Raw genomic sequence first — 13,004 nt, forward strand, 5'->3', positions numbered from 1 at the left:
CGCCGCGGACGAGACCGGGCCCGGCGATGGTGGGGTTTTGCCTACCCCGATCGGAGTGCTGGACCCATCCCCGGCGGCCCCGGCCGTCCGTAGCTTCGTGTTCGGAAGGCGTCCCAGGCGGGGGCGCCGGGCGGAGAGGTGAGGACGATGTTCGGACGCAGGGGACCGGAGCCGGCGCGCGAGGCGCCGGGTGAGGCGCTCCGTTTGGAGAACGTGCGCAGGGTGTTCGGCGCCGAGGGCAACCGGGTGGTCGCGCTGGACGGGGTCTCGCTGTCGTTGCCGACCGGGTCGTTCACCGCGGTCATGGGCCCGTCCGGGTCGGGCAAGAGCACGCTGCTGCAGTGCGCGGCGGGCCTGGACCTTCCCACCGACGGCCGCGTCTTCGTCGAGGGCGCGGAGCTCGCGGGCGAAGGGGAGACGGCGCTGACGAAGTTCCGGCGGGAGCGGATCGGGTTCGTCTTCCAGCAGTTCAACCTGCTGCCGACGCTGTCGGTCATGCAGAACGTGGTGCTCCCCCTGAAGCTCGCGGGCCGCAAGGTGGACAAGAAGGCGGCGCGGGCCGTCCTGGAGAGGGTGGGCCTCGGCGACCGGCTCGGCCACGTGCCCGCGGAGCTGTCCGGCGGGCAGCAGCAGCGGGTGGCGATCGCGCGGGCGCTGGTCACCCGGCCGCGCGTGCTGTTCGCCGACGAGCCGACCGGCGCACTCGACACCCGCAGCGCCCGCGACGTGCTCGGCCTGCTGCGCGAGTCGGTGGAGGCGTTCGGGCAGACGGTGGTGATGGTGACCCACGACCCGGTCGCCGCGTCCTACGCCGACGCCGTGCTGTACCTGGCCGACGGCCGGATCGTGGGCCACCAGGTCGCGCCCACCGCCGAGAGCGTCGCCGCGCGGATGACGCACCTGGCCGACGAGGTCGAGCGCCAGCGCGCGATGGCGGAGGCGCGGTCATGATCGAGCTGGCACTGCGCTCGCTGCGCCGCCGCGCGAGCGCGTTCACGGCGAGCTTCCTCGCGATGTTCCTCGGCTCGGCGATCATCATGGCGTTCGGCTCGATGCTCGACACGGCGGCCGCGGGCGGCGCCACGGGGGAGGCCAAGGAGACGCTGGTCACCATCGCCAACGTCGTCGGGGGCTGGGGACTGCTGCTGGTGGTGTTCGCGGTCACCTCGACGCTGACGCTGTCGGTCCGGCAGCGGGCGTCGGAGATCGCGCTGCTGAAGAGCGTCGGCGCGACGCCGGCGCAGCTCTCCCGGATGATCGTCGGCGAGGCGGCGGGCCTGGCCGTGGTGGCGGCGCTGCTCGGCGCCGTCCCCGCCTACCCCGCCGGCCGGGCCCTGCTCGGGCTGCTGCACGGGACCGGCCAGGTCCCCGAGGACATCGGCTACCACTTCGGCCCCGTCGCGATGTCGATGGGGATCGGCGTGACGGTCGTGTCCGCGGTGATCGCAGCGCTGATCACCGCGCGCCGCGCCACGCGCGTCCGGGTGACGGAGTCGATGACCGCGGCCGCGACGGGGGACACGGGTCTCAGCCGGAAGCGGGTCGTCTTCGCGGTGCTGTTCCTGCTGGTCGCCGTGTCCGAGGTGGTCACCACGCTCACGGTGATGGACGGCAAGGGCACCGAGGCCATGGCGACCTCCGGACAGGCCGACATCTTCGCCGGGATCGGGCTGGCCCTGCTGGCACCGGCGATCATGCGCGGGGCGACGGCGCTGGCGGCCCCGCTGCTGCGGGCGCTCGGCGGCGCGGCCGGGGACCTCGCGGTGTCCACGATGCGCCGCCGGGCGGGCGCGCTGGCCTCCGCGGTCACGCCGGTCATCCTGTTCGTCGGGACCGCCGTGGGCACGCTGTACGCCCAGGCCATCGAGAACGAGGCGATGGACGCGGCCGGTCTGACCAAGGACGCCGAGCAGAAGAGCATCGAGACGCTCAACTTCGTCGTCATCGGCATGGTGGTGCTGTTCACGGCGATCATGCTGGTCAACACGCTGATCGCGGCGACCGCGCACCGGCGCCGCGAGTTCGGCCAGACCCGGCTCGCCGGCGCGACCCCGCGCCAGGTGCTCACCGCGGTCGCGCTGGAGTCGGCGGTGCTGACGGTCACCGGCGTCGTCTGCGGGACGGTCGCCTCGGCCTTCACGATCGTGGCGTTCGGCCTCGCCCGCCGCGACTCCGCCCTCCCGGTCGGGAACGCGTGGACCTTCCTCGCGGTCGTCGCCCTGGCCGCCGTCCTGACCGGCGCGACGAGCTGGGCGGCGACCCGGCGCGCGATCCGCGTCCCCGCCGTGGAGGCCGCACTCCGCTGACCGCCCGGCTTGTCTTCGCGTGGGTGCTCACTCATACTGGGTGAGCACTCACTCATTTCAGGGAGCGGACATGGCGGGACCGGTGGAGGCTTCGCGCGGCGGGTTCCCTGTGGCGGCCGCCGTCCAGGGCCTGGGGGCGTACTGGACGGGCGGCCGCCGCGTCGAGCGCGCCGCCTACGCGGTCGGTGCCGCGCTGGTGGCCTCCGGCCTGCTGCACCTGGTCGTGTTCGCGGTGGACGGCGGCCCGTGGACGGGGCCGGTGTCGTGGCGCAAACCCGTCACCTTCGGGCTCTCGTTCGGGCTGACGCTGCTCACGATCGCCTGGGTGAGCGCGTCCGTCCGGCTCGGCGACCGCGTGCGGACCGCCGTCCTCGGCGTGTTCGCGGCCGACTGCGTCGTGGAGGTCGCCCTCATCACCCTCCAGGCGTGGCGCAAGGTGCCGTCCCACTTCAACGAGGAGACGGCGTTCGACACCGCCGTCACCCGGGCGCTCGCGGCGGGCGGCGGCGTCCTGATCGTCACGCTGGTGGCGCTCGCGGTCGCGTCCTTCCGCCGGAACGAGGAGGTCGCGCCGAGCATGCGGCTGGCCGTCCGGTCGGGTTTCGCCGCGCTGGTGCTCGCGCTGGCCTCGGGCGCGGCGATGATCGCCCGCGGCGTCCGGGCGGTGCGGTCCGGCGACCAGCAGGCCGCCTACCACGTGGTCGCCGCGCTGAAGCCGGCGCACTTCGTGACGATGCACGCGATCCTCGTCCTGCCCCTGCTGGCCTGGCTGCTCACGTTCACCGCCCTGCCCGAGAGCCGCCGCGTCCGGGTGGTCGCCCTCGCCTCGGGCGCCTACTGGGCGGTGGCGGCGGCGGTCATCGCGATCTCCGCCGTCCGGTTCGCGACCGCCTGAGCACCCCGAGGGGCGCTCGGCGGAGACGCGAACGCCCTGGCCCGCCGTCCCTCGCGGACGGCGGGCCAGGGCGGGCGGAGGATCAGTGCGCGCGGGCGCCTCGGGGGAGCAGGAAGGCGATCAGGAACGCGGCGGCGGTGAGCCCGGCGGTCAGGGCGGTGACCTGCTCCGCGGCCTCCAGCGCGGCCGGCGCCGGGAAGCGCCCGGCCACGGGGGCGCCGATCACCCCGAAGAAGACCGTGCCGAGGACCGCGATGCCGAGGGACGCGCCGAGCTGCTGGACCGACTCCAGCGCGGCCGAGCCGGAGCCCACCTCGTGGTCGGCGATGCCCGCGACGATGACGTCGAACAGCGGGACGAAGATCATGCCCATGCCGGCGCCGAACAGCAGCAGCGGCGCGGCCAGGTGCCAGCCGCCGACGCCCGTCCCGACCGCCTCGAACACCGCGTACAGGGCGGTCAGGCCCGCGGCCATCAGCGCCAGGCCGAGGTGCAGGATCCTGCGGCCGAGCCTGGCCATGGTCATGCCGCTGAACGCCGACCCGGCGAACGCTCCTACCGCCCAGGACGACATGGCGAGGCTCGCGGCCAGCGGCGTGTAGCCGAGGCCGAGCTGGAGGAAGAGGCCGGTGGCGAGCGAGAACCCGGCGATCGCGCCGAAGAAGACGACGACGAACAGGACCCCGGAGGCGTAGGCCCGGTCGGCGAACACGCTCAGCCGGACCAGCGGCGTCCGGCCCCGGCGGGTGCGGCGCAGCTGGTGCCGGGCGAACAGGGCGAGGACGGGGACCGAGCCGGCCAGCAGTGCGAGCGACCAGGCGGGCCAGCCGAGCTCGCGGCCCTGGACGAGCGGGTACACCAGCATGCTCATGCCGAGGCCGCCGAGCAGCATCCCGGCGCCGTCCAGGCCGCCCGACCGGTCCGCGGCCGCCGGGGCGGGCAGCGCCCGGGCGCCCACGGCCAGCGCGTAGGCGCCGACCGGCACGTTCACCAGGAAGATCGCGCGCCAGCCGGTGCCGAAGAGGTCGGCGTCGATCAGCAGGCCCGCGACCACCGGACCGAGGATGGTGGCCAGCCCGATCACCGGCCCGAACAGCGCGAACGCCTTCCCGGTGTCCCGGCCGAACAGGTCCCGGATCAGCCCGAAGCCCTGCGGGACCATCACCGCGGCGCACAGCCCCTGCGCGACCCGCGCGGCGATCAGGCTCTCCGGCGACCAGGCGAGCGCGCACGCCACCGACATCGCCATGAACCCGGCCGCCCCCGCGAGCAGGACGGGCCGCCGCCCGAACATGTCGCCGAGCCGGCCGCCGGTCAGCAGCGCCACCGCGAGGGCGAGCGTGTAGCCGGCGACCGTCCACTGCAGCGCGGAGTACGACCCGCCGAGGTCGGCGCGGATCGCGGGCGCGGCCACGTTCACCACGGTGGAGTCGAGCAGGTTCAACAGGGTGGCGGCCAGGATCGCCGAGAGGCCGAGCCAGCGGCGCGGGGTCGGCGCGGCGCCGTCGCCGGGGCGGGTCCCGGTCCCGGCGGCCGGGGTTTCGAGGGTGGCGGTCATGGTCCGTCCCTTCTACTTGGAGCGGAATGCTCTGTTCCGATAGTAGCAGAACGGAATGCTCCATTCCACAGTTGGACGGGCTCCGATCCGGCGGTGGGGCATGGGGTCCGCTTCGTCCGGGGATGCCATACGCTTCGAGGTATGGACGAGGTTTCGGCCGGCACGTCTCCCGGGGCGGAGCCCGGCGGGCGGGAGCACGGCAAGGGCGGGCTGCGGCGCTTCCTGCGGCGCATGGCGTCCAGCAAGGCCGAACTCGAGGCCGAGGAACTGCAGAAGACCGCCGGCGACGAGGGCGCGACGCCGATCACCGACTGCGCCGCGCGCAAGCGCCACTGCGTGGCGGGTACGCTACGTACCGTGACCCTCCGTCCCCGGGGCGGCGCCCCCGCCCTGGAGGCCGAGCTCTACGACGGCACCGACGTGATCAACCTGGTCTGGCTCGGCCGCCGCAAGATCGCCGGGATCGACCCGGGGCGGCGGCTGCGGGCCGAGGGCCTGGTGAGCGAGCAGGACGGGCGCAAGGTCATGTTCAATCCGCGATACGAGTTGCGCGGCGGCGCGTGAGGCCGCGGCGATCCGCCGGGAGAGCGACGTGAGCGAAGTGGAAACGGGCACCGCGCGGGAGGCCGCCGCGCACGACACCGTGGAGGCGGCCGTCCGCGCCCAGCTCAACAAGGCGCTCGGCGGCGTGCGCGGCATGGCCGAGGCGGCGGTCCCGACGATCGCCTTCACCGGCACCTACATCGCCGTCGAGGACATCAAGCTCGCCGTCGGCGCCGGGGTCGGCGCCGCGGTGCTGCTGCTCCTGGTCCGGCTCGCGCAGCGCTCCAGCCCCCAGTTCGTCCTCAACAGCCTGGTCGGCATCGCGATCGCCGCGTTCTTCGCGCTGCGCTCGGGCAAGGCCGAGGACGCCTTCCTGCCCGGCATCCTGCTCAACGCCGGCTACGGCGCCGCCATGATCTTCTCGATCGTCGTGCGCTGGCCGATCGTCGGCTTCATCATCGGATCGGTCACCGGCGACCCGACCGCCTGGCGGTCCGACCCCGGGATCGTCAAGCTGTGCTCCCGGCTCACCTGGCTGCTCGTGCTGCCCTGCGTCGTGCGCGTCGCCGTCCAGTACCCGATCTACCTCGCCGACGGCGACCAGAGCGGCCTGCTCGGCACCGCCAAGATAGCGATGGGCTGGCCGCTCCAGGTCGCCGCGCTGGCCGCCATGGTCTGGCTCCTCGCCCGCGGCCGCACCCCCCTCGGGCCTAGCACTCCCAAAGAAACCGAAGAACCCGCCTGACCTCGACTTCTGCGCCTGACTCGGCCCCCGCCGCACCACGCGGCAACCTCAATGGTCGCGATCGCGTCCGAAGGCAGGTTCGAGCGTGCGAGAACCTGATCGCGCAGTGAGCCGCCAGGCGAGTCGGAGCGATGCCGGCGATCGCCCGTGTTTCTCGACGATGGAGGGCCGCCAGGCCCGAAGGAGGAGAGAAATGCCAGTCATCTGCCGCCTAGGAGTTCGGCGAGTTCGTCCTCCACGTCCTGGCTGGCCACGAACATCAGCTCGTCGCCGGGCTCCAGGGTGTCGTCGGACGTGGGGACCAGCACCCGGCCCTCGCGCAGGATCGCCACCAGGGCGGTGTCGCGCGGCCAGGGCACCGATCCGACGCGCTCGCCGCCGAGGGGAGCGTCCTCGGGCAGCGTCAGCTCCACCAGGTTCGCCTCGCCCTGGCGGAACGTCATCAGCCGGACGAGGTCGCCGACGCTGACGGCCTCCTCGACCAGCGCCGACAGCAGCCGCGGGGTGGAGACCGCGACGTCCACGCCCCACGACTCGTTGAACAGCCACTCGTTGTTCGGGTGGTTGATCCGCGCCACCACGCGCGGAACCCCGTACTCGGTCTTGGCCAGCAGCGACACCACGAGGTTGACCTTGTCGTCGCCGGAGGAGGCGACCACCACCTGGCAGCGCTCCAGCGCCGCGTCGTCCAGCGCGGCGATCTCGCACGCGTCGGCCAGCAGCCACTCCGCGCGGGGCACCATCTCCACCTTGATGGCCTTCGGGCTCTTGTCGATCAGGAGCACCTCGTGGCCGTTCTCCAGCAGCTCCTGGGCGATGGAGCGGCCCACCGCGCCGGCCCCAGCGATCGCGACCCGCATCAGGCGTCCTCCCCGTTCCGCGCCGCGACGGCGGCGTTGACACGCTCCAGATCGTCGGCCCCGGCCATGATGTGCACGATGTCGCCGTCCTGGATCACCGTGTCCCGCTCGGGGACGAGCGCCTCGCCCATGCGGGACAGGAACGCCACACGGGTCCGCGCGTGCTCCTCGAGCGCGCCGACCTTCTCGCCGACCCACAGGTGGCCGGAGTCGAGCTCGGCGAGGACGACCTCGCCGGTCGGGTCGCGCCACAGCGGCTCGGCGCCCTCGGGGAGCAGGCGGCGCAGGATCTGGTCGGCCGTCCACCGCACGGTCGCGACCGTGGGGATGCCGAGGCGCTGGTAGACCTCCGCCCGCCGCGGGTCGTAGATCCGGGCCACGACGTTGTCGACCCCGAACGTCTCGCGCGCCACCCGCGCGGAGATGATGTTGGAGTTGTCGCCGCTGCTGACGGCCACGAACGCCGACGCGCGCTCGATGCCCGCCTCGGCGATCACCTCCCGGTCGAACCCGAAGCCCGTGATGCGGCGGCCCCGGAACCCGCTGCGCAGCCGGCGGAACGCCTCCGGGCTCTGGTCGATGATGGCCACCGAGTGACCCTTGTCCTCCAGGATGTGGGCGAGCGTCGAGCCGACCCGCCCGCATCCCATGATCACGATATGCACGGCCGTTCCCTCTTCCGTCCAGGGGACGTTCCCCCTGTCCCCCCCGCGCCGGGCACGGCACTCGCCGCCGTCACCGTGCCGCGCCCGAGGACCGTTTCCTGTGAATGATCCCTGCCGGCCTGCAAACCTACACATCCGCCCAGGCGAGTACTACCCAACCAGCTATCCGCCGGGGCGGCGAGGCCGCCGGGAAGCCCGGCCGCCACCCGGCGATCCGGCCCGCCCGGCAGCGGCTAGAGTCTCGTTGCGTGTCAAAGGTTCCCGACCTCGCGAAGCGGCTCCTCCTCGGCCGCGCGCTGAGCAGCTCCCAGCAGCACGAGCAGCTGCTGAAGAAGCGCATCGCGCTGCCCGTCTTCGCGAGCGACGCGCTCTCGTCGGTCGCCTACGCCCCGCAGGAGATCCTCCTCGCGCTCGGCGCGGGCGGCCTGGTGATGTACCACTACACACCGTGGCTCGCCGCTGCCGTCGTGGTCATCCTGCTGACCGTGGTCGCCTCCTACCGGCAGAACGTCCGGGCCTACCAGAGCGGCGGCGGCGACTTCGAGGTCGCCACCACCAACCTCGGCGACAACTGGGGCGTCGTCGTGGCCAGCGCGCTGCTGGTCGACTACGTCCTCACCGTGGCGGTGTCGGTGTCGTCCGGCGTGGAGAACCTCGGCGCGCTGCTGAAGTTCATGCAGCCGCACGAGGTCGTCGTCGCGATCGCCATCGTCGTCCTGCTCACCCTCGGGAACCTGCGGGGCCTCAAGGAGGCCGGGGTCGCCTTCGCGGTCCCCACCTACCTGTTCATGTTCGCGGTCTTCAGCATGCTGGCGTGGGGCATCGTCCGGCTGCTGTCGGGCACCCACCTGGAGGCCGAGACGGCGCACTACGAGGTCCGCGGCGACGAGATGGGCCTCGCCGGGTTCGCCCTCGTGTTCCTGCTGCTGCGGGCCTTCTCCTCCGGCTGCGCCGCGCTGACCGGGGTGGAGGCGATCAGCAACGGCGTGCCCGCGTTCCGCAAGCCCAAGGGCGAGAACGCCGCCACGACCCTGCTGATGCTCGGCCTCGTCGCGATGACGCTGTTCGGCGGCGTGACCGCGTTCGCCTACATCACCGACGCCAAGTTCGCCGAGCCCGACCAGGGCAGCCACCTGATCGATCCGTCCACCGGCAAGCCCGTCACCGACGCCGACCCGGTGATCGCCCAGGTGGCGCACACCGTGTTCAGCAACTTCACCCCCGGGTTCGCGCTGGTCACCGCCATGACCGCGCTGATCCTGTTCCTCGCCGCCAACACCGCGTTCAACGGGTTCCCGGTGCTCGGCTCGGTGCTCGCGCGCAACCGCTACCTGCCGCGCCAGCTGCACACCCGCGGCGACCGGCTCGCCTACAGCAACGGCATCATCATCCTCGCCACCATGGCCGGGCTGCTGATCTACGCCTACGACGCGTCCGTCAGCCGGCTGATCCCGCTCTACACCGTCGGCGTCTTCGTGTCGTTCACCGTCAGCCAGGTCGGGATGGTGCGGCACTGGAACCGGCTCCTGGCCGCCGAGGGCGACCCGGCGCAGCGCCGCCGGATGCGCACCTCCCGCGGGATCAACGCCTTCGGCGCCACGCTCACCGGCATCGTCCTGGTCGTCGTGCTGATCACCAAGTTCGCGCTGGGCGCCTACATCGTCTGCATCGCGATGCCGGTGCTGTTCATGCTGATGAAGGCGATCCGGCGGCACTACGACCGGGTCGCCGCCGAGCTGGTGCCCTCCGGCGAGGACGTCGCGCTGCCCGCCCGCAACCACGGCATCGTGCTCGTATCCAAGATCCACAAGCCGACGCTGCGGGCCCTGGCCTACGCCCGGGCCACCCGCCCCTCCACGCTGGAGGCGGTGACCGTGGCCGTGGACGCCGAGGAGTCGCAGCGGCTCCAGGAGGAGTGGGACGCCCTCGACATCCCCGTCCCGCTGAAGATCCTCGACTCGCCGTACCGGGAGATCACGCGCCCCGTCCTGTCCTACGTCAAGGGCGTCCGGCGCAAGAGCCCCCGCGACGTCGTCACCGTGTTCATCCCGGAATACGTCGTCGGCCACTGGTGGGAGCACCTCCTGCACAACCAGAGCGCGCTGCGGCTGAAGGGCCGGCTGCTGTTCCAGCCCGGCGTGATGGTCACGAGCGTCGCGTGGCAGCTCCAGTCCTCCGACCGCCTCAAGGGACGCAAGGAGCCGCCGGGTCCGGGCTCGTCGCGGCGCCCGCCGCGGACCGGGGCACCCCCCGGTGCCGGTAGTGTTTCGGACCGTGACTGAACTCGAACCCGACGTCCTCGAACTGGAGGTCGGCAACGTCGCCAACGGCGGTTTCTGCGTCGCCCGGCACGAGGGGCGCGTGGTCTTCGTCCGGCACGCCCTGCCCGGCGAACGGGTGAGAGCCCGCGTCACCGACCGCACGAAGAACTTCCTCCGCGCCGACGCCGTGGAGATCATCGAGGCCTCTCCGGACCGGGTGCGGCCGCCCTGCCCGTTCGCCGGCCCCGGCCGCTGCGGCGGCTGCGACTGGCAGCACGCCTCCCTGCCCGCCCAGCGCGCGCTCAAGGCCGCGGTCGTGCAGGAGCAGCTGGAGCGCCTCGCGGGCATCACCCGCACGGTCGTCGTCGAGGAGGTCCCGTACCCGGTCGACAGCGAGGTGACGCCCCCGCCGGGCCTCGGCTGGCGCACCCGCGTCCAGTTCTCGGTCTCCTCCGGCGTCGTCGGCCTGCGCAAGCACCGCTCGCACGACATCGAGCCCGTGGATGAGTGCCTGATCGCCCACCCCGGCGTGGAGCTGATGGGCATCGAGCGCAAGCGCTGGCCGGGCGCGTCCGGCGTCGAGGGCGTGGTCTCGGCGACCACGGGCGACCGCCTGGTCGTCCTGCGCGGCCGCGACCGCCGCAAGATCCGGGTCCCGCGCCTGGACGTCCCGGTCCGCCTCGTGCGCGGCAAGCCCGAACCGGGCGCCGGCCTGCCCTACGTCCGCGAAGAGGTGTCCGGCCGGCTCTACCAGGTCAGCGGCAGCGGCTTCTGGCAGGTCCACCCCGGCGCCGCGCAACTGCTCGCCGACGCCGTCCTGGACGCCCTCGAACCGAAGCCCGGCGATATCGCCCTCGACCTGTACTGCGGCGTCGGGCTGTTCGCCGGCGTCCTCGCCGACCGCGTCGGCGCCGACGGCCTCGTCGTCGGCGTCGAGTCCGACGGCCAGGCCGTCCGCGACGCCCGCTTCAACCTGCGCGACCTGACGAACGTCTCGATCGAGCGCGGCCCGGTGGAGGAGGTCGTCGCCGACCTGGAGTTCGGCCGCGCGTCATCGAGCTCGCGCACGCAGAACAAGCGCGGCACCGGCCACCAGGGCGGCGCCCGCGTCCGCAAGGCCGACCTCGTCGTCCTCGACCCGCCCCGCACCGGCGCGGGCCGCGAGGTGGTCGACCACATCACCCGGATCGCCGACCGCAAGATCGCCTACGTCTCCTGCGACCCGGCGACCCTGGCCCGCGACCTCGCCTACTTCAGCGAACGAGGCTGGACCCTGGAGTCCTTCCGAGCCTTCGACGCCTTCCCCATGACCCACCACGTGGAGTGCCTCGCCACCCTGATCAAGGGCTGACCGCCGCCCGCCTGTCGACCGTCCGGCCGTCGGGCGGGCGGCCCCCCGCCCGGCGGACGGTGCGCGTTACCCATCGCGTTCTGGATCAGGAACCGCGTACGCATCAGAACTCGTCGAGGCCGCCGACCTGGCCGATGGTGAAGATGTGCCGCGTCGCCGAGCAGATCGTTTCCAGCGTGTGGATCGGCGTCCCCTCGGTGGAGTAGGAGGCGCGCAGCACCTGCACGACCCATTCGCCGGGGTCGAGCTTGAGCGTGTCGGCCTCGAACCGCGTGGCCGGCCGGGCGGTGAGCGTCTCCTCCGCATGTCCGAACGCGTAGCCGAGTGCGACGATCGCGGCTTGCAGTGACGGCTTGACGAACTCCGGCTCGGCGATGCGCGTCCCGGCGAACAGATCGGCACGGAAATAGCTCGTCGCGATGCGAACGGGCACGTCGTCGGCCGTCATCATCTTGCGGCGGGCCAAGACGTCCTCGCCAGGCTCGACGCGCAGGCAGGCGGCCACGTGCTCGCTGGCGGGCTCGGTGCCGATGTAGAGCATTCGGCGGCCGGGCTTGATGCCCTGGCGCTCGGCCTCGGTGAGGAAGAGCGACGCCGACCCGCGGGTTGCCGGGTCGGTAGGGAGGGCACGTTGCACGATGACCGGCGGTCCCTGGCTGACCGGCGCGGCGGGTGCCTTGGCGACCGGCCCCTTGCGCATCTGCGAGACGCGGCCGGGTGTCACGCCGAGTGCCTTGGCGATGTCCTCCAGGTTGTGGCCGGCCTCGCGCGCCTCTGCGATGGCGCCGCGGCGAATTCGGGCCGCCTCCTCGGTGAGCCCTTGCTGCTCGGTCATGGCGCGGCTGACCGCCCGCGCTCGCTCGATCGGGTCAGCTATAGCGGAGATGTCCCGCAATGTCCTCAGGTCCACGTGATCGATTCTCCGGTCCTTGCCTGGCGAACTTTAGGGCCCCTATTGCGCGCAGGCCCGAGGTGACTTAATCTCACCTCGAAGCCGATTTTAGCCCCCCTAAAGGTGGCTACGTCGAGGAGTGTGATCATGTGTACAGCCACGTCCGGTCACGCGGACCAGTCTCCTACAGAGCGGATGAAAGCCGAACCGCCGCCCCGCGCCGACGAGCTCGAAGCTCGCCTTGCGGAGTTAAGGGCAGAATTCCCAGGGTGGAGGATCGAGGGAAGTGACATGCCGTCCCTCCCGTACCGCGCCGTTCGGGAAGGCGGTGACGAGAAGGCGATCAACCTGGGTGCCGGTTCCGCCGACGCGCTGTGGAACCTGCTGTCCCATCAGGACGCCGCCGATTGCGGGCGCGCCCTCCTTGCGCTGAGCAAGGTGCTTGCGGAGCGCGACGCGACGGTTATCGAGCAAGGTGTCGGCATCGTCACCAGGATGCGGACCGGGATCGCCCGGTCGGTCGGCGCGTCCCGGGGTCGGTTCATCTGGGACTCCGGCAACGACCTCGGCGGCTTCGACGCCGTGGACGAGGTCGCCCTGAAGATCGTGCGGCTGCTCGGGCTGGAGCTCCACCCTCAGCTTCAGGCGCTCGCCCGCCGCATGGGGGTGCGCGGCTACAAGGTGGACATCGGCGCTCCCGAGATCACCGTGGCGACCACCGATGGCGGAACCCCGCGCGCTGTGCGCATCACGTGCGAGCCGCGGCCGACGGACGCCGACCGCGACTGGTTCTGGACGCACTGGGGCGACCCGATCCGCGAGGCGTCCGACATCACAGGAGCGGAGGTCGAAATCGTCGGGCTACTGGCTCGGTCATGAGCCGGGGGCGGGCGATGCTCCGCTCAGGCCCCGGTCATCCCGGTCTGCG

Annotated in this window: 12 protein-coding genes; 8 read left to right on the plus strand and 4 right to left on the minus strand. The window is 72.5% G+C overall.

Going from position 1 to position 13,004, the window contains the following annotated elements:
• Nucleotides 1–147: 147 nt before the first annotated feature.
• The 3 genes from FKD65_RS36670 to FKD65_RS36680 all read left to right on the plus strand — a co-directional run bounded on the left by FKD65_RS36670 (nucleotide 148) and on the right by FKD65_RS36680 (nucleotide 3,201).
• Nucleotides 148–951, plus strand: a complete 804-nt coding sequence (locus FKD65_RS36670) for an ABC transporter ATP-binding protein (RefSeq protein ID WP_141583522.1) — start codon at nucleotides 148–150, stop codon at nucleotides 949–951.
• Nucleotides 948–2,306 (plus strand): FtsX-like permease family protein, encoded by a 1,359-nt coding sequence (locus FKD65_RS36675; protein WP_141583524.1) that lies wholly within the window; start codon nucleotides 948–950, stop codon nucleotides 2,304–2,306. The genes FKD65_RS36670 and FKD65_RS36675 overlap by 4 nt, the downstream gene beginning before the upstream one ends.
• Nucleotides 2,307–2,376: 70 nt before the next feature.
• The gene (locus FKD65_RS36680; protein WP_205718378.1) at nucleotides 2,377–3,201 is read left to right on the plus strand and encodes a hypothetical protein; all 825 of its coding nucleotides are present in this window, start codon (nucleotides 2,377–2,379) and stop codon (nucleotides 3,199–3,201) included.
• An 82-nt stretch (nucleotides 3,202–3,283) separates the two neighbouring features.
• On the opposite strand, the gene FKD65_RS36685 is transcribed toward FKD65_RS36680, so the two are convergent.
• The gene (locus FKD65_RS36685; protein ID WP_141583527.1) at nucleotides 3,284–4,759 is read right to left on the minus strand and encodes an MFS transporter; all 1,476 of its coding nucleotides are present in this window, start codon (nucleotides 4,757–4,759) and stop codon (nucleotides 3,284–3,286) included.
• Nucleotides 4,760–4,990: 231 nt separating this feature from the next.
• On the opposite strand from FKD65_RS36685, the gene FKD65_RS36690 reads away from it, so the two are divergent.
• Both FKD65_RS36690 and FKD65_RS36695 read left to right on the plus strand, forming a co-directional pair.
• Entirely contained in the window at nucleotides 4,991–5,323 is a 333-nt protein-coding gene (locus FKD65_RS36690) for an OB-fold nucleic acid binding domain-containing protein (protein WP_240810395.1), read from the plus strand.
• A 28-nt stretch (nucleotides 5,324–5,351) separates the two neighbouring features.
• Entirely contained in the window at nucleotides 5,352–6,047 is a 696-nt protein-coding gene (locus tag FKD65_RS36695) for a DUF3159 domain-containing protein (RefSeq protein WP_240809774.1), read from the plus strand.
• A gap of 200 nt (nucleotides 6,048–6,247) precedes the next feature.
• Here the strand turns inward: FKD65_RS36695 and FKD65_RS36700 are convergent, their stop codons facing one another.
• Together FKD65_RS36700 and FKD65_RS36705 are read right to left on the minus strand one after the other, a co-directional pair.
• Nucleotides 6,248–6,907 carry a TrkA family potassium uptake protein gene (locus tag FKD65_RS36700; protein WP_141583534.1) on the minus strand — a complete coding sequence of 220 codons (660 nt, stop codon included), beginning with the start codon at nucleotides 6,905–6,907 and terminating at the stop codon, nucleotides 6,248–6,250.
• Entirely contained in the window at nucleotides 6,907–7,572 is a 666-nt protein-coding gene (locus tag FKD65_RS36705) for a TrkA family potassium uptake protein (protein WP_141583536.1), read from the minus strand. Before FKD65_RS36705 ends, FKD65_RS36700 begins: the two co-directional genes overlap by 1 nt.
• Before the next feature lie 248 nt (nucleotides 7,573–7,820).
• On the opposite strand from FKD65_RS36705, the gene FKD65_RS36710 reads away from it, so the two are divergent.
• Together FKD65_RS36710 and FKD65_RS36715 are read left to right on the plus strand one after the other, a co-directional pair.
• Nucleotides 7,821–9,854 carry an APC family permease gene (locus tag FKD65_RS36710; protein WP_141583538.1) on the plus strand — a complete coding sequence of 678 codons (2,034 nt, stop codon included), beginning with the start codon at nucleotides 7,821–7,823 and terminating at the stop codon, nucleotides 9,852–9,854.
• The gene (locus FKD65_RS36715) at nucleotides 9,847–11,184 is read left to right on the plus strand and encodes a class I SAM-dependent RNA methyltransferase (RefSeq protein ID WP_141583540.1); all 1,338 of its coding nucleotides are present in this window, start codon (nucleotides 9,847–9,849) and stop codon (nucleotides 11,182–11,184) included. Before FKD65_RS36710 ends, FKD65_RS36715 begins: the two co-directional genes overlap by 8 nt.
• Nucleotides 11,185–11,287: 103 nt before the next feature.
• Here the strand turns inward: FKD65_RS36715 and FKD65_RS36720 are convergent, their stop codons facing one another.
• A complete protein-coding gene (locus tag FKD65_RS36720) occupies nucleotides 11,288–12,079 on the minus strand; it encodes a GntR family transcriptional regulator (protein ID WP_368367164.1) in 792 nt (263 codons plus the stop codon).
• 288 nt (nucleotides 12,080–12,367) lie between these two features.
• Between FKD65_RS36720 and FKD65_RS36725 the strand changes: the two genes are divergently transcribed.
• Nucleotides 12,368–12,955 carry a hypothetical protein gene (locus FKD65_RS36725; protein ID WP_141583544.1) on the plus strand — a complete coding sequence of 196 codons (588 nt, stop codon included), beginning with the start codon at nucleotides 12,368–12,370 and terminating at the stop codon, nucleotides 12,953–12,955.
• The last annotated feature ends 49 nt before the right edge of the window (nucleotides 12,956–13,004 follow it).

It is taken from the genome of Actinomadura sp. WMMA1423, assembly GCF_006547145.1.
Taxonomy (GTDB): Bacteria; Actinomycetota; Actinomycetes; order Streptosporangiales; family Streptosporangiaceae; genus Spirillospora.

What these genes read in the sequence shown, in the direction of transcription:
- FKD65_RS36690 (WP_240810395.1), top strand. Translation starts at nt 4,991, where the DNA reads ATGGCGTCCAGCAAGGCCGAACTCGAGGCCGAGGAACTGCAGAAGACC.
- FKD65_RS36685 (WP_141583527.1), bottom strand. Translation starts at nt 4,759, where the DNA reads ATGACCGCCACCCTCGAAACCCCGGCCGCCGGGACCGGGACCCGCCCC.
- FKD65_RS36680 (WP_205718378.1), top strand. Translation starts at nt 2,377, where the DNA reads ATGGCGGGACCGGTGGAGGCTTCGCGCGGCGGGTTCCCTGTGGCGGCC.
- FKD65_RS36670 (WP_141583522.1), top strand. Translation starts at nt 148, where the DNA reads ATGTTCGGACGCAGGGGACCGGAGCCGGCGCGCGAGGCGCCGGGTGAG.
- FKD65_RS36675 (WP_141583524.1), top strand. Translation starts at nt 948, where the DNA reads ATGATCGAGCTGGCACTGCGCTCGCTGCGCCGCCGCGCGAGCGCGTTC.
- FKD65_RS36700 (WP_141583534.1), bottom strand. Translation starts at nt 6,907, where the DNA reads ATGCGGGTCGCGATCGCTGGGGCCGGCGCGGTGGGCCGCTCCATCGCC.
- FKD65_RS36725 (WP_141583544.1), top strand. Translation starts at nt 12,368, where the DNA reads ATGCCGTCCCTCCCGTACCGCGCCGTTCGGGAAGGCGGTGACGAGAAG.